This window comes from Erwinia sp. L03-1 (genome assembly GCF_058686115.1).
Genome location: NZ_CM178762.1, coordinates 931,255 through 952,932, shown reverse-complemented (window position 1 = coordinate 952,932; position 21,678 = coordinate 931,255). Strand labels below are relative to the sequence as shown.

The following is a 21,678-nucleotide window of genomic DNA, read 5'->3' as shown; positions in this document are numbered from 1 at the left end:
TATCCTTTTGGGTAATCAATAGGTGTGATCAAGTTAAATATTCAACAGGGCGAATCCTAAATGATGAATTGTCCAAAGTGCTCTCACGCTGCATATACACGCAGCAGTGTTGTGCTCTCTAAGAACACAAAAGAACGATACAACCAGTGCAAGAACATCAACTGCGGATGTACTTTCAAATCCTTAGAAACTGTAACTGATATAATCATGTGTCCAGGCAGAGTAAATCCCGTACCGCCCCACCCTGCCCGTGGAGGCTCCAAAACGTCCCAAGGCCAACTCTGGCTCTAACCCGCTTCGGCGGGTTTTTTAATGCCTACATTTGACTACAAAATAAATCTGCGTAGCCAATCCGTGGACAAGACAATAAAAAAAGGGGCTGGCATCACGCCAACCCCTTGTTTGCTATTAACTTTCAGATGTCGCGTTAGCGAGTCCTTAGTTAAGACGCTCTTTGATACGAGCTGACTTACCAGTACGCTCACGCAGGTAGTACAGTTTGGCCTTACGCACGGCGCCACGACGTTTAACAGCAATGCTGTCAATTACCGGTGAGTGAGTCTGGAATACACGCTCAACACCTTCGCCGTTAGAAATTTTACGAACAGTGAATGCAGAGTGCAGACCGCGGTTACGAATAGCGATAACCACGCCCTCGAATGCCTGCAGACGTTTTTTGGAGCCTTCAACGACCCATACTTTCACTTCCACGGAATCACCCGGACGGAATGAAGGTACGTCCTGCTTCATCTGCTCTTGCTCAATTTGCTTGATAATGTTGCTCATAGTTAAATCTCTTATCCTGGGTAAACTGATATTCAGGCATCGCGGCTACTGCCGGGACTGCCCATCATCGTTATGTTGCTGGTTGAACTCCCGCTGGAATTCGGTTAGCAACGTTGCTTGCTCTTCAGTCAGAGCCAGGTTTTCCAGAAGTTCAGGTCTTCTTAGCCAGGTACGGCCCAGCGACTGCTTCAGGCGCCAACGGCGAATTTCAGCATGGTTGCCCGACAGCAGAACTGGCGGAACCTCCATCCCTTCTAATACCTCAGGTCGGGTATAGTGGGGGCAATCCAGCAGACCATCAGAAAACGAATCTTCTTCGGCCGACGCCTGCTTGCCCAGTACGCCAGGTATAAACCGGGCGACAGAGTCAATCAGCGTCATTGCGGGTAGCTCACCACCGCTGAGAACGTAATCGCCAATCGACCATTCTTCGTCGATCTCGGTTTTGATTACGCGCTCATCAATCCCTTCATAGCGACCGCAAACCAGAATTAACTTCTCGCTTGTCGCCAGTTCGCAAACGCCGTTTTGATCGAGTTTGCGCCCCTGAGGTGAAAGATAAATCACCTTTGCACCTTCTCCTGCCGCTGCTTTTGCTGCGTGGATGGCATCCCGTAAGGGTTGAACCATCATTAGCATTCCCGGTCCGCCACCGTAAGGACGTTCGTCCACGGTACGGTGCCGGTCATGAGCAAAGTCACGAGGACTCCAGCTCTGAATGCTGAGCAGGCCATTTTTTACTGCCCGGCCGGTTACTCCGTAGTCGGTAACCGCGCTAAACATCTCCGGGAACAGGCTGATTATGCCTATCCACAGCGACGGCGCTGGCGTGTTACCACGTTGTCCGGAGCTCAAAAACCAGGATCCCAATCTACTTCGATACTGCCGGTAGAGAGATCGACATTCTTGATAACCTGTCCATCAAGGAACGGAATCAGCCGCTCCTTCGCACCAAATGCATCCTTCAGGTTTGCTTTCACGACGAGAACGTCGTTCGAACCGGTTTCCATCAACTCCGTGACTTTACCCAGTTCGTAGCCTTCAGTTGTGACCACCTGGCAACCAATAAGGTCTTTCCAGTAATAGTCACCGCTGTCCAGCACAGGCAGCTGTTCAGAATTTACGATAATCTCGCAATTCGTCAGCAGACCTGCTGCATCACGATCTTCAATGCCTTTGACCTTGATGATCATGTCCTGATTGTGGCGCTTCCAGCCTTCCAGCTCGATTAGCTGCCATTGACCCGCCCGCTGGATAAACCACGGCTGATAGTCAAAAATGCTTTCGGCATCTTCGGTGGAGGAAAACACTTTGAGCCAACCACGGATGCCATAGGCCGATCCCATTTTCCCTAATACTAACGGGTTAGCGGGAGGCTGCGCGGCGAGTTGCTTGCTCATGTTGACCACCGTGACAGATTAAGCTGCTTTCTTAGCTTGTTTGATCAGCGCACCAACGCGATCGGACAGCGTAGCGCCCTGGCCAACCCAGTGCTCAATGCGGTCCAGGTCCAGGCGCAGTGCTTCAGCCTGACCAGATGCGATTGGGTTGAAGAAACCAACGCGCTCAATGAAGCGACCGTTGCGAGCATTGCGGCTGTCAGTGACGACTACCTGATAAAACGGACGCTTTTTAGCGCCGTGACGTGCCAAACGAATTGTTACCATAACATCCTCTTGAGTTAATAAAACAACCGGGCCCCATTGAGGGAACGGGGCCCGGATGCAATATAAAAAGCCCGAAAATTTTACTCATTTTGGCGCAAAAAGCAATCTAATTCGCCTGAGCGCTTTTCCGGCTGACTTATCGGCCTGGGAATCCCGGCGGCATCATACCCTTCATGCCGCGCATCATCTTCGCCATACCGCCCTTCTTCATCTTCTTCATCATGCGCTGCATGTCGTCAAACTGCTTAAGCAAGCGGTTAACGTCCTGCACCTGCATGCCAGAACCTGTTGCAATACGGCGCTTGCGTGAGCCTTTGATAATTTCCGGCTTCTCACGCTCTTTACGCGTCATGGAGTTAATCATCGCCTCCATACGCACCAGCACCTTATCGTCCATCTGTGACTTCACGTTGTCCGGCAGTTGCCCCATACCCGGCAGCTTACCCATCAGGCTGGCCATGCCACCCATGTTACGCATCTGCTTAAGCTGATCAAGGAAGTCGTTCAGATCGAAGCCGTCGCCTTTTTTAAGCTTGCTGGCGAGTTTCTCCGCCTGGGCACGGTCAACTTTGCTTTCGATATCTTCGATCAGCGACAGCACGTCGCCCATGCCTAAGATACGCGAGGCAATACGATCCGGGTAGAAGGGTTCCAGCGCGTCGGTTTTCTCACCCACGCCCATAAATTTGATCGGTTTGCCAGTGATATGACGGATAGAGAGGGCCGCGCCACCCCGTGCGTCACCGTCGACCTTGGTCAGCACGACACCGGTCAGCGGCAGCGCTTCATTAAACGCTTTTGCCGTATTGGCGGCGTCCTGGCCGGTCATCGCATCGACCACAAACAGGGTTTCAACCGGATTAATCGCGGCATGAACCTGTTTGATTTCGTCCATCATGGCTTCGTCAACGTGCAGACGGCCGGCGGTATCCACCAGCAGCACGTCGTAGAATTTCAGCTTTGCCTGCTGAAGCGCGTTTTTAACAATGTCGACCGGCTTCTGGCTGAGATCGGAAGGGCAGAAATCCACGCCAACCTGTTCAGCAAGCGTCTCCAGCTGTTTGATCGCCGCCGGGCGATAAACGTCGGCCGAGACCACCAGCACTTTTTTCTTGTGCTTTTCGCGCAGGAATTTACCCAGCTTACCGACGCTGGTGGTTTTACCCGCACCCTGCAGGCCCGCCATCAGGACGACCGCCGGGGGCTGAGCCGCCAGGTTGAGGGTATTATTTTCCGCCCCCATCGCCACGACCAGCTCGTTCTGGACTATCTTGACGAACTCCTGACCGGGCGTGAGGCTCTTATTGACGTCCTGGCCTACTGCGCGCTCTTTTACGCGGCCAATAAAGTCCCGCACCACCGGCAGCGCAACGTCCGCCTCAAGCAGCGCCATACGCACTTCACGCAGGGTGTCCTTGATGTTGTCTTCTGTCAGCCTTCCGCGGCCACTGATATTGCGCAGGGTCTGCGACAATCTGTCGGTTAAATTATCAAACATCGTCTCTCGCTCAACGTAATGAGAGGTCGCCAGGCGACACAATGGGACGGATTATAACATGAAGCGACCAGGCTGTGTCCCGCAATTGTACGCATTACCAGCGTGGAAGATGGCCGCGAATCTCCGCCTTCATTGTGGAGATCGTTTGGAGCCAGCAGCGGCTGGCGCTATACTGCTTTTTTCTTTGTCTTACCGGTAGCTAACATTATTTATGGCCGTTTTTTCGATTGTCGCCCTGTGCGCCTACTCCTCCAGCCTTGCCCTGATTGTCCCCAGCCTGCTGCGCAAACAGAGCGGCTGGCGTCGACTGGCCGTCATCTCAGCGTTTATTGCGCTGTTTTGCCACGCCGTAGCGCTGGAGCAGCGGATTTTTGCCATGGGCAGCGGCCAGAATCTGAGCCTGCTGAATATTGCTTCGCTGGTTAGCCTGATTATCTGCGCGATTATGACCATCGTCGCCTCGCGCAATCGCGGCTGGATACTGCTGCCCATCGTTTACAGCTTCGCGCTGATTAACCTGGCGTTTGCGACCTTTGTGCCCAATGCCTTTATCACGCATCTGGAAACCACACCGGTCATGCTGGTGCATATCGGTTTTGCGCTATTCGCCTATTCCACGCTAATTATTGCTGCACTTTATGCCCTCCAGCTGGCCTGGATAGACTACCTTCTTAAGCATAAGAAGCTGGCATTCAGTAGCGATATCCCCCCGCTGATGACCATCGAACGCAAGATGTTTCATATCACGCAGGTGGGCGTGGTGCTGCTGACGCTGGTGCTGTGCACCGGCCTGTTCTATATGCATGATTTATTCAGCCGCGAGAATATCGACAAGGCCGTTCTGTCCATTCTCGCCTGGTTTGTTTATATCGTTTTACTCTGGGGTCACTACCATGAGGGCTGGCGCGGACGCCGCGTAGCCTGGTTCAACTGTGGCGGCGCATTGCTGCTGACGATGGCCTACTTTGGTAGCCGGATGCTGCAACACTTCCTGACCTCCTGATCGCTTAATACAAGGAATTCCCTCGTTGGAACACGTTTCAACCACCACACTGATCGTTACGCTGGTCATCATGATTCTGGTCTCGGCCTGGTTCGCCGGCTCCGAAACCGGCATGATGACGCTCAATCGCTACAAGCTGCGCCATCAGGCCAAAAACGGCAATCGCGCGGCACGTCGCGTAGAAAAACTCCTCCGCCGCCCTGACCGCTTACTCAGTCTGGTGCTGATCGGCAACAACCTCGTCAATATCCTGGCGTCGGCGCTGGCCACCATTGTCGGCATGCGTCTCCATGGCGATGAAGGCGTGGCCATTGCCACCGGTATTCTGACCTTCTGCGTGCTGGTGTTTGCCGAGGTTCTGCCAAAAACAATCGCCGCGCTTTATCCTGAAAAAGTGGCCCTTCCCAGCAGCCTTCTGCTCGGCCCGCTGCAGGTGATAATGATGCCGGTGGTCTGGTTGCTCAATACCATCACCCGCATCCTGATGCGCCTGGTTGGCATGAAGACCGACGGTGCCGTTAATTCAGCGCTCAGCAAGGAAGAGCTGCGAACCATCGTCTACGAGTCCCGCTCGCTGATGTCGCGCCGTAACCAGGATATGCTGCTGTCGGTGCTGGATCTGGAGAAAGTTAACGTTGATGACATCATGGTGCCGCGCAACGAGATTGTGGGCATCAATATCAATGACGACTGGAAATCCATTGTCCGCCAGCTTACCCACTCGCCGCACGGTCGCATCGTGCTCTACCGCGATTCGCTGGATGACACCATCAGCATGCTGCGGGTGCGCGAAGCCTACCGCCTGATGACCGAAAAGAAAGAGTTCACCAAAGAGGTGATGCTGCGCGCGGCCGATGAAATCTATTACATTCCTGAGGGCACCCCGCTAAACGTTCAGCTGGTGAAATTTCAGCGTAATAAGGAAAAAGTCGGCATGGTGGTGGACGAGTATGGCGACATCAAAGGCCTGATCACCATTGAAGACATTCTGGAAGAGATTGTGGGCGACTTTACCACCTCAATGTCTCCTACGCTGGCCGAAGAGGTGATGCCGCAAAATGATGGTTCGGTGTTGATTGAAGGCAGCGCCAACGTGCGTGAACTGAACAAGGCTTTCAACTGGACGCTACCGGAAGATGAAGCCCGCACCATTAACGGTATGGTACTGGAAGCGCTGGAGGACATCCCCCTGCCCAATACCACCATACGTATAGGTCACTACGCGATAGATATTCTCGACGTGCAGGAAAATATGATCAAGCAGGTGAAAATCACGCCCAAAAAATCACTGAAGGAATCGGTAGGATCGTAGATAGCATGCAGATGGTATCGGTGAGGTCGCAGACAATACACGGATGGAATCGTTAGGGCCACAGATATAACTCAGGGGAGCATCGTCTCCCCTGATGAACATAGCTCTCAGGGCCGGTACTGCCGGCCCCTTCAAACTAGATATGCAGTTCCTTCAGCTTCTCTTTCGGCAGCGCCAGCTCGTCGTTGTGGTTCACGCGAATGTCGTTGTCGATGATATGACGTGCAATATCCTGCGCTTCATCCAGCGAATGCATCTGGTAGGTGCCGCACTGATACTCATTCAGCTCTGGGATAGTGCGCTGGTCAGTGACCTTCAACACATCCTGCATCGCCGCTTTCCAGGCTTTCGCCACGCGCTGCTCGTCCGGCGTACCAATCAGGCTCATATAGAAGCCTGTGCGGCATCCCATAGGTGAAATGTCGATAATCTCAACCCCATCACCGTTCAGGTGGTTGCGCATAAAGCCAGCAAACAAATGCTCCAGCGTATGGATACCGCGCTCAGGCATCACTTCTTTGTTCGGCTTGCAGAAACGCAGATCGAAGACGGTAAGGGTATCGCCATGAGGAGTGTTCATGGTCTTAGCAACGCGAACCGCAGGGGCAGCCATGATAGTGTGATCAACGGTAAAGCTATCCAGCAATGGCATATTGTTACCTCAACAAATGAATTTATTTATACAACGATGAAACTTTCTCTGTCGCACCCGGTCTGAATATATGAAAGACGCGCAATTTTGTTATCATCATCCCTGACATCAGTGATGTTACTTTGGCCACAGTGATGTGGCCATTTTCTTTTTCAGCTGCGACTCTTCAAAAAATCTTCAAAGCTAAGCGTATCACTTTCTTCAATTTCCTGCTGCTTACGGCTGGAGCATTCCGCTTCCTGCGCAAACTGTGATGCATTCAGCACCTCCAGCGGCTCTTTAGCCAGCTGCTGCCGATACTCTTCCGCCAGCGCCAGTCCCGTTCCGCTGATGCCGTTCTCTTTCATTATGGCCAGTATACGCGCGGAGAAGGTCAGTTCCGGATCGTCGAATGCGGCAACCAGACGGTCACAGACCTCCTGGTACTGGCGATCGCCCTGCTGGCTGTCCAGCGTCTCTGCCACCCTTCTAAGGTCCCGGAACAGGGTCTTCCCGGCCTCGGCCAGCGAGATCTGTGCTTCACCGCAGCCTATGCCCAGCATCAGTCCTGGCTTACGTCCTTCCAGAATCACCCGATTCCAGTTCTCACGCGTACAGAGTAGCTCATCGCTGCTCATTTCCGGCGCTTCGGCCAGCGTACACCAGATCAGGAACAGATCGAGGAAGCGAACCTGATTCGCATCCACGCCGGTTGGGGAGAACGGATTGATATCCAGGGAGCGCACCTCGATATATTCAATCCCACCGCGCAGCAGCGCATCAGACGGGTTCTCACCCGGACGCGTCACGCGCTTAGGGCGTACAGGCGCATAAAGTTCGTTCTCTATCTGCAACACATTCGTGTTGAGCTGTAGCCAGTTGCCCGCAGCATCTTTGGTGCCCATACGGGCGTATTCTGCCGAAGGCGTTTTAATCGCCGCTTTTAACGCTTTCACATAGCCGGGCAGCTCATTAAAGGTTATACCCAGCCCGCTTTGCGACTTGTTGGTGTAGCCCAGATCGCTCAGACGCAGCGAGGTCGCATACGGCAGATAAAGTAACCCTTTTTCGGTACGCTCAAACGGCAGCTTAGTTTCTTTGCCCTGCAGGAAAGAGTCGCAGATCGCCGGTGAAGCACCAAACAGATAGGGGATTAGCCATCCAAAGCGGTAGTAGTTACGGATCAGGCGCAGATAGCCATCAGAAATGGCCTCATGGCCGCTTTTCTCATCTTTGACATCTGCCCAGGCCTGCCAGAAAGAGAGCGGCAGAGAGAAGTTATAGTGCACGCCGGAGATAACCTGCATCAGCGCGCCGTAGCGGTTCTTCAGACCCTGACGATAGAGGGTTTTCATCTGCCCGATATTTGACCTGCCGTACTGCGCCAGCTCGATCTGGTCGCTGTCCTCAATCATGCAGGGCATGCTCATCGGCCACATACGTTCTTCGCCCAACTCATGGGCGGCGTGGCGATGAATATCACGCAGAAACGCCAGCAGATGATCGATGTTGTCATCAACCGGCGTAATAAATTCCAGCAGCGTTTCAGCAAAGTCGGTGGTGATCCACTTGTGCGTTAAAGCCGAACCCAGCGATTTAGGGTGCCCGGTAGTGGCCAGATGGCCATCGGGTCGGACACGCAGCGTTTCACGCTCAATACCGCGACCAATGCCTTTCAGTGCGTCAGGGTGCGCTTCCAGCCAGGATAGCGCCTGTGATACGTCCGGGATCAAATTGACCTCCCGCTCGGAGAAAATTTATTATTGTTTAGCATAATGTTAACCGCAGCGCCGAAGATTCGCGAACCACTGCCACTATTTGCCCTGTATGTTGCGAACATCTACGACGTCCATGCCGGCCGCTTTTGCGGCCTGAATACCAAAATCAGCATCCTCAAAAACCACGCAGCGCGTGGGAACCACGTTCATCAGCTCGGCACAGCGAATAAAGGTATCCGGCTCAGGCTTGTGTCGCATCACGTCGTCAGCACCCACGATGATATCAAAGTAGTGCCGCAGTCCAACGTGCTGAAGCAGAGCCTCCGCCATTGCATGCTCGCTTCCCGTTCCCACCGCCATCGGGCGACGCCCTTTATAGGCTTTCACCACATCAATCAGTGGCAGCGGACGCACGGTATCAAACAGCATCTCTTTTAATGCCGTCGTTTTTTCACCTGCCAGCAAATGCGGATCGACATCGCTATGATGGCTGGCGATAATCGCTTCGGCAATACGCCAGGAGGGGGCGCCATTGAGTCCTACCAGAGCCTGCTCGTCGAACGGTAAGCCGTGTCGGGCAAGAACCGACTGCCAGGCTTTACGATGCGTCGCCTCGGTATCCAGAATGGTGCCATCCATATCGAATATCAGACCTTCATAACGATCATACATTGTCTGTCACACCCTTAATCTGCGAACGATTACTTTAGCGCAAAGCAGGGACTTTGTCGCTGATGGCATGGATCAGCAAATGCCTTGAAATACTTAGGGATTCTTATTATCAGATAATGGCGTCAGAATAAGCTCAGAGGCAAACAGCTGGTAAAACAGCGGCATAGCATTCGCTAAAGGGTAATTAAGTTAAATTTGAGGGGGCTAACAGGGCGAACAATAGGGTATAACCGGGGCAGGATACAGATGTCACCTCAACCGCAGGGAGAGACCTGACTAAAGCTATTTTTGATAATGAAAAGGTCATGCGACGCTCGCGAAGGCGGGCTATTTTGAACCGCTGTAGAACAGGGTTGATGACGTACAGACAAAGGTAAAATGGTGCATCCGGGAGGATTCGAACCTCCGACCGCTCGGTTCGTAGCCGAGTACTCTATCCAGCTGAGCTACGGATGCATCGGAAAAACAAGGGGGAGATAACGCGACAAACCTGAGGAGATACTGAAGAAGCTGATAATCCATTTCTAAACTGCCTTGCGACGCTTTAGATTGGTGCATCCGGGAGGATTCGAACCTCCGACCGCTCGGTTCGTAGCCGAGTACTCTATCCAGCTGAGCTACGGATGCATTGCAAATTCTGGTATAACGCAGGGTGCTAACGACTCACCTTTAAAACAGGGTGCTGACAGCTCACCTTCAAACCCGGTGTAATACTCTCACCGTTGATACAGGCTGCTAACACCGTATCGCCCAACACACTTTCTGCCATCACCTTAATCAGTAATGGTGCATCCGGGAGGATTCGAACCTCCGACCGCTCGGTTCGTAGCCGAGTACTCTATCCAGCTGAGCTACGGATGCAAATGGCGGTGAGGCGGGGATTCGAACCCCGGATGCAGCTTTTGACCGCATACTCCCTTAGCAGGGGAGCGCCTTCAGCCTCTCGGCCACCTCACCATACGCACTCTTGCGAGTTGTGCTTCAGAACGTTGTTTCTGCTCATCGGCACTGCGTGGCGCACATATTACTTTGGCGGACTTATAAGTCAAACAATTTTTCCCCTTACGTGTTTAATTGCACATTTCGCAGGCGATTGGGGTGTTTTGACGACAAAAAGAGTGATTTATCAACAATGAAACTGAGGCTGGATAACAACGAAAGTGATGCAGGCCAACAAACAAAAGCAGGCTGCGAAGGCGACTACAGAGGGGAAGAAGAGATCAAAGAGGGTGAACGGAAGGGAAAAACAGCAAACCGGTAGCGCCTCGCTATAGGCAGCGAGGCGCTGGATCCGTTAGTAACTCGTTTGCTGAGTTTTTTCGGCCTGAATACGCTGATAGATTTCTTCGCGATGAACCGATACTTCTTTAGGGGCGTTCACACCGATGCGAACCTGGTTCCCTTTGACACCCAGCACCGTTACAGTCACCTCATCACCGATCATGAGGGTTTCACCAACTCGACGAGTTAGAATAAGCATTCTTTGCTCCTTGAAAGATTAAAAGAGTCGGGTCAAGTGTCGCCCGGCATTATCCATCGTATAACGCTAAATGTAGACTATGACAAATACATTACAACTGCACCACCATACCCATACATTATGCTGATACTTAGTTTAGCCGAAATAGGCACCGTCAACCTGACTTTATGTGTTTTGGCCCGCACCCAATCAGAAAAACGCTGAGGGAATCCCCCTACAGCGCCTTCTGAGATGCATTTTTATTAGACTTACAGTTTTGTTGCAATCCATGACTCGACGCCAGCCAGCGCGGCTGGTAGCGCCTGAGCATCCGTCCCGCCCGCCTGGGCCATGTCCGGACGCCCGCCGCCCTTTCCGCCGACCTGTTGGGCCAGTTCACCCACCAGTTCGCCCGCTTTAACGCGGTCAGTAAGATCTTTGGTCACCCCAGCGATTAGAGACACCTTACCATCAGCGACCGTTGCCAGCACGATGACGGCAGACTTCAGCTGGTTTTTCAGGTCATCGACCATCGTACGCAGCATTTTCGGGTCAACGTTTTTCAACTCGCTGACCAGCAGCCGGGTGCCTTTTACTTCAATCGCCTGACTGCTCAGTGAAGCGCTTTCCTGTGCTGCCTGCTGATCCTTCAGCTGCTGAAGCTCTCTTTCCAGTCCACGCACGTTTTCGATCATGGCGCGAACTTTCTCATTCAGGTTACTGCTGTTCGCTTTAATCAGCTGTGCAATATCCTGTAGCTGCTCACTTTGCGCATACATCTGCGTCAGGGCGCGCTCACCCGTCACGGCTTCGATGCGGCGTACGCCCGCTGCCGTTCCGGACTCCGCAAGGATACGGAACAGACCAATGTCGCCCGTGCGGCTGGCATGCGTACCACCACAGAGCTCCGTAGAGAAATCACCCATCGTCAGCACGCGCACGTGGTCATCATATTTTTCGCCGAACAGCGCCATCGCACCGTGCGCCTTCGCCGCTTCCAGCTCCATGATGTTGGTGTCAACCGCCAGATTACGACGGATTTGCGCATTGACGATCTCTTCGACCTGACGGATCTCCTGCGGCTTCATGGCTTCGGTATGAGAGAAGTCGAAGCGCAGGTACTTATCGTTCACCAGCGAGCCTTTCTGCGCAACGTGGTGGCCTAATACCTGGCGCAGCGCGGCATGCAGCAGGTGCGTCGCAGAGTGGTTCAGACGGATGCGGTCGCGGCGCGCCGGGTTGACGTCTGCTTCCAGCCGCTCGCCGATGCGCAGATGGCCGGATTCAAGCCTGCCGATATGACCAATCGCCTGGCCGTACTTCTGCGTATCCGTCACGGTAAAGCGGGCCGCACTGCTCTTCAGTTCGCCCGTGTCGCCAACCTGCCCGCCCGATTCGCCATAAAAAGGCGTCTCGTCCAGGACAATCACCCCTTCCTGACCGGCTGAAATCTCGCTGGCGGGCTTGCCGTCCACGAAGATAGCGGTAATGGTCGCGTTCAGCTCAAGCTGGTCGTAGCCCTTGAAAGAAGAAGCTTCATCAATGCGGATCACATTGTTGTAATCGGTACCGAAACCGCTGGCATCACGGGCGCGCTGGCGCTGCTGCTCCATCGCCTGCTCGAAGCCGGCTTCATCAATTTTCAGGTTACGCTCACGGCACACATCCGCCGTGAGGTCCACCGGGAAGCCAAAAGTGTCATACAGGCGGAAAACGGTCTCACCATCAAGCGTATCGCCAGTAAGCTTATCCAGCTCCTCATCCAGCAGCGCCAGACCACGCTCAAGGGTTTTCGCAAACTGCTCTTCTTCAGTACGCAGAATCTGCTCAACATGCGCCTGCTGCCCGGCCAGATCGTGAGCCGCCGGGCCCATCACCTCAATTAGCGGTGCCACCAGCTTCCAGAAGAAACTGCCCTGTGCGCCCAGCATATTGCCGTGACGGATGGCACGACGGATGATGCGGCGAAGAACGTAGCCACGGTTCTCGTTTGACGGGACGACGCCATCGGTTACCAGGAAGGCGCAGGAGCGAATATGGTCGGCAATCACGCGCAGTGATTTATTGCTAAGATCGGTAGCCCCGGTTACGTCAGCGACAGCCTTGATCAGCTTCTGGAACAGGTCGATCTCGTAGTTAGAGTTGACGTGCTGCAGTACTGCGGTAATACGTTCCAGCCCCATGCCAGTATCAACAGAGGGTTTCGGCAGCGGCAGCATGGTTCCGTCCGACTGACGGTTAAACTGCATAAAGACGATGTTCCAGATCTCAATATAGCGATCGCCATCCTCTTCCGGGCTGCCCGGAGGGCCACCCCAAATATGGTCGCCGTGATCAAAGAAAATTTCGGTGCAGGGGCCGCATGGGCCAGTATCGCCCATCTGCCAGAAGTTGTCCGACGCGTAGGCGCTGCCTTTGTTGTCGCCAATGCGGATAATTCGCTCACGCGGTACGCCCACATCGTTGGCCCAGATATCAAAAGCCTCGTCATCGGTTTCGTAAATGGTCACCCAGAGCTTTTCTTTTGGCAGATTGAACCACTCCGCGCCGGTCAACAACTCCCAGGCATAGCTGATAGCATCATGCTTGAAGTAGTCGCCGAAGCTGAAGTTGCCCAACATTTCGAAGAAGGTGTGGTGGCGCGCGGTATAACCGACGTTTTCCAGATCGTTATGCTTGCCGCCGGCGCGAACGCAGCGCTGCGAGGTGGTGGCGCGCGAATAGCTGCGTTTGTCCCCACCGAGGAAAACATCTTTGAACTGGTTCATACCGGCATTGGTAAACAGTAATGTCGGGTCATTGTTCGGGACGAGGGAGCTACTGGCTACAACCTGGTGTCCCTTGCCATGAAAGAAATCGAGAAACGCCTGGCGAATCTCTGCAGTGCTCTTGCTCATAATTGTCCTGAAATCACGCTAACAAACGTTTCGTGGATTTTACTCTGCCGACAGGAAAGTCCTGATACCGACAATGCACGATCATAAAGTGGTGAATAAGATAAAATTTCTGCGCTGGGAAGTAAAATCCCATTGACGGTCATTGGTCATAATTTGAGAAAATCGCGCGAATATCGTCAGAAAGGAAGCCTTTTGTCATCAGATAGCGCTGGACCTTCGCTTTTTCCTTCCATTCCGTTGGCAGCGGCAGGCCAAACTTGCGCTCGGCTGCGGCACAGGCCTGGCCTGTCCAGTCAATCTCCGCCTCTGCCAGCGCCTTGTCCGTCAGTGATTTTTCAACGCCCTTCTGCCCCAGTTCCATGCGGATACGTTGCGGGCCGTAGCCTTTACGACTGCGGCTGGCAACAAAGCGTTCGGCGAAGTGGGCATCGTCCAGGTAACGGTTTTCAAAACACCAGGCGACCACCTTATCTGTCATCTCCGGCGAGAGGGTTTCCGGCTCCTGTGACTTTGTTTTAGCGAACAGGGCGGCACGCTCCGCTGAAAGCGTGAGCTTACGGCGAAACTCGGCCTCGCTGTGGTCACGCATTGCCAGAATGCGCATCGCCCGATCTAGCAGGCGTGAAAACTGGGTACGTTCGCTGGCGTCAGACATCATTCTCCATAAAAAGTCAGTTTTAGAGTGGGTTCAGGTAAAGGGTAGCGAGGAACGGGCAAAGAGACAAAGGCGTAAAAGAATATTTGCGAATGCGGAAAAACGAGGGGCAGGCTGGCGCGACGGATATAAAAAAAGAGCGGGTTTAACACCGCTCTTTTTTTTGCTTGCTGAGCCAACACCTGAGTGAAAACAGACACGCGTTTCACTCAGGCAGGCTATCAGGCCATTTAATTGGCTTCGCTGGCTTCGTCAGTTTCAGCTTCGGTCGGGATGAAATCCGGCTTGCTATCTGGATTATTCAGCAGCATTGCGCGCAGCTTAGCGTCGATCTCGTTAGCTGTCGCCGGGTTCTCTTTCAGGAAGTTGCCCGCATTGGCTTTACCCTGACCGATTTTATCACCGTTGTAGCTATACCAGGCGCCGGCTTTTTCGATCAGCTTATGCTTCACGCCCAGATCCACCAGTTCACCGAAGATATTAATACCTTCGCCATACATAATCTGGAATTCGGCCTGCTTAAAGGGGGCGGCGATTTTATTCTTCACCACTTTCACCCGCGTTTCACTGCCCACTACCTCATCGCCTTCCTTGATGGCGCCGATACGGCGGATATCCAGGCGAACAGAAGCGTAGAACTTCAGTGCGTTACCGCCGGTAGTCGTTTCCGGGTTACCGAACATAACACCGATTTTCATACGGATCTGGTTGATAAAGATCAGCAGCGTACTGGAGTTTTTCAGATTACCCGCCAGCTTACGCATTGCCTGGCTCATCATACGTGCCGCAAGGCCCATATGAGAGTCACCAATTTCACCTTCGATCTCCGCTTTCGGCGTCAGCGCCGCCACGGAGTCAACGATGATGACATCTACCGCACCTGAGCGCGCCAGGGCGTCACAGATTTCCAGCGCCTGCTCACCGGTATCGGGCTGAGAGCACAGCAGATTATCAATGTCTACGCCCAGCTTCTTCGCATAGACGGGATCCAGAGCATGCTCGGCGTCGATAAATGCGCAGGTTTTACCTTTACGCTGGGCCGAGGCAATCACCTGTAGGGTCAGCGTCGTTTTACCTGAGGATTCCGGACCATAGATTTCTACGATACGGCCCATCGGCAGACCACCCGCACCCAGGGCGATGTCCAGCGACAGGGAGCCGGTGGAGATGGTTTCCACATCCATAGTGCGGTCTTCACCCAGGCGCATGATCGAGCCTTTACCAAATTGCTTTTCAATCTGGCCCAGCGCTGCTGCCAGTGCTTTTTGCTTGTTTTCATCAATAGCCATTTCAACTCCTAATCACGCGGGGTAAAGCACACTTATGTGGCTTTGCATCATCTTCAATATGGAATCAATTATACTGTATAGTCATACAGTATCAAGTTTATTTTTCCAGAAACTGTTCACGTAGCCGGAGCAGCGCCCAGGCCGTGGCCTGGCGGCGAACGGCCTCGCGGTCACCGGTAAAAACCTGCCGTTTCGCCTCGGTCTTTTTGCCCGCCGCCGCGAAACCGAACCATACGGTACCGACGGGTTTTTCCTCGCTGCCACCATCCGGCCCCGCAATGCCGCTGACGGAAACCGCGTACTGAGCATGGGCTTTATCACGCGCTCCCTCGGCCATCTCCCGTACAACCTCTTCACTCACGGCACCAAAGCGCGACAGTGAAGCTGCCGTCACCCCCACCAGCTCCTGTTTGGCGTCATTACTGTAGGTGACGAAACCGCGCTCAAACCACTGTGAACTGCCGGCAATATCGGTGAGGACTTTTGCTATCCAGCCGCCCGTGCAGGACTCAGCCGTGGTGAGCGTCGCCCGCTGGCTAAGCAGCCGCTGACCAATGTCCGCGCTCAGCCGGTGTAATTCATTATCGTTCATTTTTACTCCCTGTGCGTTCACCCGTGAAGAGAGACACATTATCACTTTTTACCGCCCCGGCGCGCAGCCCATTCCCGGGTTGCGATACGCTTTCCATTGCTGGCGCCGTGGCACGCTCAACAATCAGTAAAGCATCCCCCTACCCTTTCTGCGCCACCATAAACAGGCGAGGGAAAGGCATCAGGATATTTCCCCCTTCGCGTATCCCGTAGGCCCCTTGCAGCTCACGGTGATACTGCGTGAGAAAGACGCGACGATCGTCTTCCGTCAAAGGCGCGAGAAAGGGCCGCAGGCCGGTGGCCTGTAGCCAGTCGATTATCGCCGCGTGCGAAGGCATGATGTGATAATAGGTCGTATGCCAGATATCCACATGACATCCGGCGGCGCTAAGCAGATCGTAACAGGCGTCGACAGGCAGTATTCGCTTGCGTCGGGCGGCTTCATCGCCAATTTTTCCCCGCCAGTCGGGCGACTCCGCCACTTTGCGCATCAGGCTGTGTGTCGGCTGGTCGAGATTATCCGGCATCTGTACCGCCAGCACGCCGCGCTCTGCCAGCTGTGAAATCAGATGTGGCAGCAGCCGTTGATGGTCGCTCAGCCACTGTAAGGATGCATTCGCATAGATCACATCCTGAAGCGGACTGGCCCGCCAGTGCTGAATATCGGCCTGAATAAACTGACACTCCGGCAGTCGCTGACGGGCCTGCTCGAGCATGGCCTGCGAACTGTCCAGCCCGGTGATATTGGCAGTGGGCCAGGCACGATAAAGCAGTTCGGTACTGTTGCCGGGACCACAGCCAAGATCGGTCACCTGCTGCACGTGATTGTGGACGATGCGGGCAAGCAACTCCTTCGCCGGGCGGGTACGTTCAGCTTCAAATTGACGATAGAGATCGGGATTCCAGTCGTTCATATCAACCTCATCAACGGTATTTCGGTCTGATAACTTTAGAATGCCTGCGGACAACGGCAAAGTATTCATCTGCCCTGGGCTGGCGTTTTGGGAGAAATCTCTGCCCAGCGTCCCGTCGACACACAAGTGGATCTGTTTTACCTGACGCCGCTTGTTTCCTGCCGATCATTTGGACATTATCGACTACTTGTAACAATTAGCCGTCGGTAAAAGAGCGGCTGTTTTCTGATCATTTCTGTCCGCAAGCGGCGGGCAATGGGTATTAAACACAGGAGTAGTCATGAACGCGTCCGCAGCAGAGGATATTGACCAGCAAATTGCCGCCGTGGTCAAAGAGTTAGAGCCACATCTGGTGACCCTCCGCCGGGACATCCACGCTCATCCTGAGCTGGGTTTTGATACCCATCGCACCGCCGGGGTGGTCATTAAGGAGCTGGAAAGGCTGGGCTATAAGCCCGTGCGCGGTATCGGTAAAACGGGCGTGGTGCTCGATATCAGGGGTGAAAAAGCCGGTCCCAACCTGCTGTTGCGCGCCGATATGGACGCGCTGCCGATAGAAGAGAAAACCGGCCTGCCCTTCGCCAGCGTCTGGCCTGGAAAAATGCATGCCTGCGGCCACGATTTGCATACCACCACCCTGCTGGGCGTCGCCGCAGCGGTAAAAGCGCTGCAACCTGAGCTGAAAGGTTCCCTGCGGCTGATCTTCCAGCCTGCCGAAGAGACGACCGAAAGCGGTGCAGCGGCGATGATTGCCGATGGCGCGGCGGAAGGTCAGGATCTGGCCATTACCTTTCATAACCGACCCGAACTGGCGGCGGGAAATATCCTGCTCACGCGCGGAGCCAGTACCGCCTCCTGCGACGAATTTGACGTGCGCGTTATCGGGGTATCGGGCCATGCGGCACGACCGCACGCCACCGTTGATCCGATTGTGGCGACGGCATGGCTGATCACCCAGCTACAGACCATAATTTCCCGCGAGATGGATCCCGCCCACTCCGCCGTGCTGACCGTTGGTCATATTGAGGGCGGCGCCATCCATAATATTATCCCGGATGCCTGCCTGTTCAGAGGAACCGTACGGGCGCGCTCTGCCGCCTCGCGCGATCGCATTGAAGCGTCGTTCCGTCGTATCTGCGAAGGTGCCGCGATCTCCTTCAACGTGCAGGTGGAGATTGATTATCAGCGCGGCGTCCCGCCGTTGATTAACGACGATCGCCTGGTCGATCGGGCGATAGAGAGTCTTACCCGTCAGTTCAGCAGAAAACCTGAGGTGCAGCAGGGCAGCAGCTTTGGTGCCGAGGATTTCTCTTATTTCTCTGAGCTTATCCCTGCCTGCCAGATCCATTTTGGATCGGCGCAACCCGGTCGCCATGACCATCTGCACAATTCCGATTACCAGCCGGACGAAAGCTGCATTAGCTTAGGGGCAATCGCTCTGACCCGCCTGGCGCTTGATATTCTTTCTTAATTATTATTTTTAACCGGGGTAGTCAATGAATCCGACACGTAAACGTTTCCTGAGCGGTGCTATCGCCGCACTTGGCCTGCTGATCCTGCCGCCGTTACAGGCGAAAGATCCTTCCTCAATAACCTTCGCCACCGAAGGCGGCTTCCCGCCCTATAACCAGACCACCCCCAGCGGTGAGATCGTCGGCTTTGAGCCGGATATGATCAAAGAGATCGCTAAGCGCGCGGGCTTCGACTACAAAATTGTGCCGCAGAACTGGAGTGGCATGATTGCCGGCCTGCTGGACAAGAAGTACGACGCGATTTTTGATGCCATCTCCATCACCCCGAAGCGTCAGGAAACCATCAACTTTACCCATCCCTACATCAACGGTGGTTCCGGGTTTGTCACCACCAAAGATGGCAGCGTCACCAGCCTGCCGGGCAGCGGCGTTAAAGTGTCCCTCAGTGATGCCGCCGCTACGCAGCCCGCTATCGACAGCCTCGCCAACGTGCTGAAAGGCAAGACCGTCGGCGTTCAGGTTGCCACTATCCAGGCCGACTTTCTGAAGAAATACTTTGGCGATATCGCCACCATCCGTACCTATCCTAACGGCAAGGATACCTTCTTCGATCTGGATGCGGGTCGCGTAGATATGGTGATGGCCGCGGTGCCAAACCTTACCGCCTATGTGAAACGCAGCGGTGGTAACGGGCTATTAACCGGCTATACCTTCCAGAACGGCATATTGGGTGAAGGATCCGCGATTGGCCTGCGCAAAGAGGATACCGCGCTCCAGGCGAAGATGAACGCAGCCATTGATTCAATGGTAAAAGACGGCACGATGAAGGCGCTGATTATCAAGTGGTTTGGTATCGACCTGGCGCCAAAAGCCTGATCGGATGAATTGGTATCGACCTGGCACCACAATCCTGACCGGAGTTTCTGATGGGTATTGACTGGCAGCTTCTGGGTTTTGGCCCTGAAGGTTGGGGACCTGTGCTGCTGAAAGCCGCAGGCGTGACGGTGTCCGTTTCGCTCTGCGCCTTTCTGCTCGGCTCGGTGATTGGCAGCCTGGTCGCCTGGGCCAAAATTGCCGGCAACCGCTGGCTCCAGCGTCTGGCCGGGGGCTATACCGTGGTGCTACGCGGTATACCCGATTTGATCGTTATCTATATCTTCTACTTTGGCGGCCGTCAGGCGCTGGCATTTTTCGGCCAGGCGCTGGGCATGCAGGGCCCTTTCGATATCAGCGGCTTTATCGCCGGCGCGCTGGCTATTGGGCTGATTTCCGGGGCCGGGCAGGCAGAGGTTTTCCGCGGCGCGTATTACACCATTCCGAAAGGGACGCTGGAAGCGGCGACGGTGGTCGGTATGGGTAAAGGATTAATGTTCCGCAGGATTATTGTCCCGCAGGCGTTAAGCAGCGCCATTCCGGGGTTAGGGAACCAGTGGCAGTCGGCTATCAAGGAATCAGCACTGGTTTCGGTCACCGGCCTGGTAGAAACCATGAATCAGGTGCAGGTTGCCTCAGGTTCAACCCAGATGCCCTTCTTCTTCTTAGCCGTTGGTGCCGTTATCTATCTGCTGATCACCACCGTTTCTGAGGCGGTCATTCGCCAGGCGGAAAAATGGTCACAGCGCGGTCAGAACTCTCACCCGCTTTAAGGCGCGCTATGGATTTTACTTTTCTACAAGAGACCTTTGTAAAGCTGTTAGCCGGCCTGCCGCTCACGCTCAACCTGGCGGTGCTGTCGCTTTTGGGCGGCGGCGTGCTGGCACTGCTTCTTAATCTGCTGCGAACCAGCCGTACAGGCAGCTACGTAGCCAAAAGCTACATCTTCCTGTTTCGCGGCACGCCGCTGCTGATCCAGATTTTTATGATCTATTACGGCCTGGGCAATATCAGCGCGATCCGCCACAGCGTCCTCTGGCCTTTTCTGCGCGATCCCTGGTGGTGTGGCCTGCTGGCGCTGATCCTCAACGATGCGGCCTACACCGCTGAGATCCTGCGCGGCGGCATTCGTGCCGTCCCGTCGGGCGCAATTGAGGCTGCTCGCGTTTGCGGCATGTCCTCCTTTACTATCCTCAGACGCATCACTTTGCCGATCGCCGTGCGTCAGGCCCTGCCCGCCTACAGCAACGAGGTCATCTCTATGGCGAAATCAACCTCGCTGGTCAGTACCATCAGCCTGATGGACGTGACCGGCATCGCCAATGCGGAAGTCTCTTCGACCTACCGCGCACTGGAGGTTTTTATCAGCGCGGCGGTGATTTACCTGGCAATATCGTTAATCGTCACCAAAGCGATGACGCTTTTTGAGAAATTTCTTTCACCCGATAAGTTCGGAGCACGAGCATGACGCGCCCCACCCTGACGCTGCGTAATATAAAGAAGAGTTTTGGGCAGCATGAGGTGCTGCATGATGTCAGCCTGACCGCCAATGATGGCGATGTCATTTCACTGATCGGTGCCAGCGGATCGGGCAAAAGCACCCTGTTGCGCTGCATTCCCTTTCTTGAGGTTCCCCAGGGCGGGGAGATCCAGCTGGCGGACGAAAAAATCACCCTGACGGGAACGGGGGGTACGCTGACGCGCGCCCAGCAGGCAGCGGTGAAGAGGATTCGCCAGCAGCTGGGCTTTGTCTTCCAGAGTTTCAATCTCTGGCCGCACCGTACCGTGTTGCAGAACATTATCGAAGCGCCGGTACATGTGCAAAAGCGCAATCGCCGGGAGTGTATTGAAGAGGCGGAAGCGCTGCTGGAAAAAGTTGGCCTGTATGCCAAAAAAGATGCCTGGCCCGCCCATCTTTCCGGCGGTCAGCAGCAGCGTATCGCCATTGCCCGTGCGCTGGCCCAGCACCCTAAGGCCATCCTGTTTGATGAGCCCACCTCGGCGCTGGACCCTGAACGGGTGGGAGACGTGCTGAAGGTGATTCGTAGCCTGGCCGATGAGGGACGCACCATGGTTATCGTCACCCACGAGATGGGCTTTGCCAGGGAGGTGTCAAATAAGGCGATCTTTCTTCATCAGGGCGTCATCGAAGAGGAAGGACCGCCGGAACAGGTTTTCAGCGATCCGCTGTCGGATCGCTGTCGCGCCTTTGTCAGTAGCCATTTTCAGCGCAATTATTAA

The 21,678-nt window shown here is 54.4% G+C and carries 23 protein-coding genes and 4 tRNA genes; 8 read left to right on the top strand and 19 right to left on the bottom strand.

The features are described from left to right. Positions 1 to 60 precede the first annotated feature (60 nt). The gene (locus AC4PCC_RS04365) at positions 61 to 291 is read left to right on the top strand and encodes an ogr/Delta-like zinc finger family protein (RefSeq protein ID WP_492126526.1); all 231 of its coding nucleotides are present in this window, start codon (positions 61 to 63) and stop codon (positions 289 to 291) included. A 147-nt stretch (positions 292 to 438) separates the two neighbouring features. On the opposite strand, the gene rplS is transcribed toward AC4PCC_RS04365, so the two are convergent. From rplS to ffh, 5 genes are all read right to left on the bottom strand, one after another. Then, positions 439 to 786, bottom strand: a complete 348-nt coding sequence (gene rplS / locus AC4PCC_RS04360) for a 50S ribosomal protein L19 (RefSeq protein ID WP_003849035.1) — start codon at positions 784 to 786, stop codon at positions 439 to 441. A 45-nt stretch (positions 787 to 831) separates the two neighbouring features. After that, positions 832 to 1,641, bottom strand: coding sequence for a tRNA (guanosine(37)-N1)-methyltransferase TrmD (gene trmD, locus AC4PCC_RS04355; RefSeq protein ID WP_067707859.1), 810 nt, complete (start codon positions 1,639 to 1,641; stop codon positions 832 to 834). Beyond that, positions 1,638 to 2,186 carry a ribosome maturation factor RimM gene (gene rimM, locus AC4PCC_RS04350; RefSeq protein ID WP_067707856.1) on the bottom strand — a complete coding sequence of 183 codons (549 nt, stop codon included), beginning with the start codon at positions 2,184 to 2,186 and terminating at the stop codon, positions 1,638 to 1,640. The genes trmD and rimM overlap by 4 nt, the downstream gene beginning before the upstream one ends. Before the next feature lie 18 nt (positions 2,187 to 2,204). After that, positions 2,205 to 2,453, bottom strand: a complete 249-nt coding sequence (gene rpsP, locus AC4PCC_RS04345; protein ID WP_067707853.1) for a 30S ribosomal protein S16 — start codon at positions 2,451 to 2,453, stop codon at positions 2,205 to 2,207. Between the two features lie 136 nt (positions 2,454 to 2,589). Next, a complete protein-coding gene (gene ffh / locus AC4PCC_RS04340) occupies positions 2,590 to 3,951 on the bottom strand; it encodes a signal recognition particle protein (protein WP_067707849.1) in 1,362 nt (453 codons plus the stop codon). 211 nt (positions 3,952 to 4,162) lie between these two features. Between ffh and AC4PCC_RS04335 the strand changes: the two genes are divergently transcribed. Together AC4PCC_RS04335 and AC4PCC_RS04330 are read left to right on the top strand one after the other, a co-directional pair. Beyond that, a complete protein-coding gene (locus AC4PCC_RS04335) occupies positions 4,163 to 4,954 on the top strand; it encodes a cytochrome C assembly family protein (RefSeq protein ID WP_345828716.1) in 792 nt (263 codons plus the stop codon). Between the two features lie 25 nt (positions 4,955 to 4,979). Beyond that, positions 4,980 to 6,266, top strand: a complete 1,287-nt coding sequence (locus AC4PCC_RS04330) for an HlyC/CorC family transporter (protein ID WP_067707843.1) — start codon at positions 4,980 to 4,982, stop codon at positions 6,264 to 6,266. A 136-nt stretch (positions 6,267 to 6,402) separates the two neighbouring features. Here AC4PCC_RS04330 and luxS read toward each other — a convergent pair whose 3' ends face one another. From luxS to tam, 14 genes are all read right to left on the bottom strand, one after another. Next, a complete protein-coding gene (luxS, locus tag AC4PCC_RS04325; protein WP_492126525.1) occupies positions 6,403 to 6,918 on the bottom strand; it encodes an S-ribosylhomocysteine lyase in 516 nt (171 codons plus the stop codon). 152 nt (positions 6,919 to 7,070) lie between these two features. After that, the gene (gene gshA, locus AC4PCC_RS04320) at positions 7,071 to 8,630 is read right to left on the bottom strand and encodes a glutamate--cysteine ligase (RefSeq protein WP_492126524.1); all 1,560 of its coding nucleotides are present in this window, start codon (positions 8,628 to 8,630) and stop codon (positions 7,071 to 7,073) included. Between the two features lie 81 nt (positions 8,631 to 8,711). Then, the gene (yqaB, locus tag AC4PCC_RS04315; protein WP_492126523.1) at positions 8,712 to 9,287 is read right to left on the bottom strand and encodes a fructose-1-phosphate/6-phosphogluconate phosphatase; all 576 of its coding nucleotides are present in this window, start codon (positions 9,285 to 9,287) and stop codon (positions 8,712 to 8,714) included. Between the two features lie 379 nt (positions 9,288 to 9,666). Further along, positions 9,667 to 9,743 (bottom strand) — tRNA-Arg (locus AC4PCC_RS04310). A gap of 94 nt (positions 9,744 to 9,837) precedes the next feature. Continuing rightward, positions 9,838 to 9,914, bottom strand: a tRNA-Arg gene (locus AC4PCC_RS04305). Positions 9,915 to 10,071: 157 nt separating this feature from the next. Next, a tRNA-Arg gene (locus AC4PCC_RS04300) sits at positions 10,072 to 10,148 on the bottom strand. A gap of 3 nt (positions 10,149 to 10,151) precedes the next feature. Continuing rightward, positions 10,152 to 10,244: transfer RNA gene (locus tag AC4PCC_RS04295), tRNA-Ser, on the bottom strand. 337 nt (positions 10,245 to 10,581) lie between these two features. Next, positions 10,582 to 10,767 (bottom strand): carbon storage regulator CsrA, encoded by a 186-nt coding sequence (csrA, locus tag AC4PCC_RS04290; RefSeq protein WP_004155916.1) that lies wholly within the window; start codon positions 10,765 to 10,767, stop codon positions 10,582 to 10,584. A gap of 248 nt (positions 10,768 to 11,015) precedes the next feature. After that, entirely contained in the window at positions 11,016 to 13,643 is a 2,628-nt protein-coding gene (gene alaS, locus AC4PCC_RS04285) for an alanine--tRNA ligase (RefSeq protein ID WP_492126522.1), read from the bottom strand. 139 nt (positions 13,644 to 13,782) lie between these two features. Then, the gene (locus AC4PCC_RS04280) at positions 13,783 to 14,298 is read right to left on the bottom strand and encodes a regulatory protein RecX (RefSeq protein WP_492126521.1); all 516 of its coding nucleotides are present in this window, start codon (positions 14,296 to 14,298) and stop codon (positions 13,783 to 13,785) included. Then, on the bottom strand, positions 14,298 to 14,498 hold the full coding sequence (locus AC4PCC_RS04275) for a hypothetical protein (RefSeq protein WP_492126520.1): 201 nt from the start codon (positions 14,496 to 14,498) through the stop codon (positions 14,298 to 14,300). The genes AC4PCC_RS04280 and AC4PCC_RS04275 overlap by 1 nt, the downstream gene beginning before the upstream one ends. Before the next feature lie 30 nt (positions 14,499 to 14,528). Continuing rightward, positions 14,529 to 15,587 (bottom strand): recombinase RecA, encoded by a 1,059-nt coding sequence (gene recA, locus AC4PCC_RS04270; protein WP_492126519.1) that lies wholly within the window; start codon positions 15,585 to 15,587, stop codon positions 14,529 to 14,531. A 97-nt stretch (positions 15,588 to 15,684) separates the two neighbouring features. Beyond that, positions 15,685 to 16,179, bottom strand: coding sequence for a nicotinamide-nucleotide amidase (gene pncC, locus AC4PCC_RS04265; RefSeq protein ID WP_492126518.1), 495 nt, complete (start codon positions 16,177 to 16,179; stop codon positions 15,685 to 15,687). Between the two features lie 139 nt (positions 16,180 to 16,318). After that, on the bottom strand, positions 16,319 to 17,092 hold the full coding sequence (gene tam / locus AC4PCC_RS04260) for a trans-aconitate 2-methyltransferase (RefSeq protein ID WP_492126517.1): 774 nt from the start codon (positions 17,090 to 17,092) through the stop codon (positions 16,319 to 16,321). A 280-nt stretch (positions 17,093 to 17,372) separates the two neighbouring features. On the opposite strand from tam, the gene AC4PCC_RS04255 reads away from it, so the two are divergent. Genes AC4PCC_RS04255 through AC4PCC_RS04235 form a run of 5 tightly spaced genes read left to right on the top strand, consistent with a single transcriptional unit; the run spans position 17,373 to position 21,678 of the window. Beyond that, a complete protein-coding gene (locus tag AC4PCC_RS04255) occupies positions 17,373 to 18,563 on the top strand; it encodes a M20 metallopeptidase family protein (protein ID WP_345828721.1) in 1,191 nt (396 codons plus the stop codon). Positions 18,564 to 18,588: 25 nt separating this feature from the next. Then, entirely contained in the window at positions 18,589 to 19,440 is an 852-nt protein-coding gene (locus AC4PCC_RS04250; RefSeq protein WP_492126516.1) for a transporter substrate-binding domain-containing protein, read from the top strand. A 50-nt stretch (positions 19,441 to 19,490) separates the two neighbouring features. Beyond that, positions 19,491 to 20,210 carry an ABC transporter permease gene (locus AC4PCC_RS04245; protein WP_067707809.1) on the top strand — a complete coding sequence of 240 codons (720 nt, stop codon included), beginning with the start codon at positions 19,491 to 19,493 and terminating at the stop codon, positions 20,208 to 20,210. An 8-nt stretch (positions 20,211 to 20,218) separates the two neighbouring features. Next, positions 20,219 to 20,905, top strand: a complete 687-nt coding sequence (locus tag AC4PCC_RS04240; protein ID WP_492126515.1) for an ABC transporter permease — start codon at positions 20,219 to 20,221, stop codon at positions 20,903 to 20,905. Then, positions 20,902 to 21,678 (top strand): ABC transporter ATP-binding protein, encoded by a 777-nt coding sequence (locus tag AC4PCC_RS04235; RefSeq protein ID WP_492126514.1) that lies wholly within the window; start codon positions 20,902 to 20,904, stop codon positions 21,676 to 21,678. Before AC4PCC_RS04240 ends, AC4PCC_RS04235 begins: the two co-directional genes overlap by 4 nt.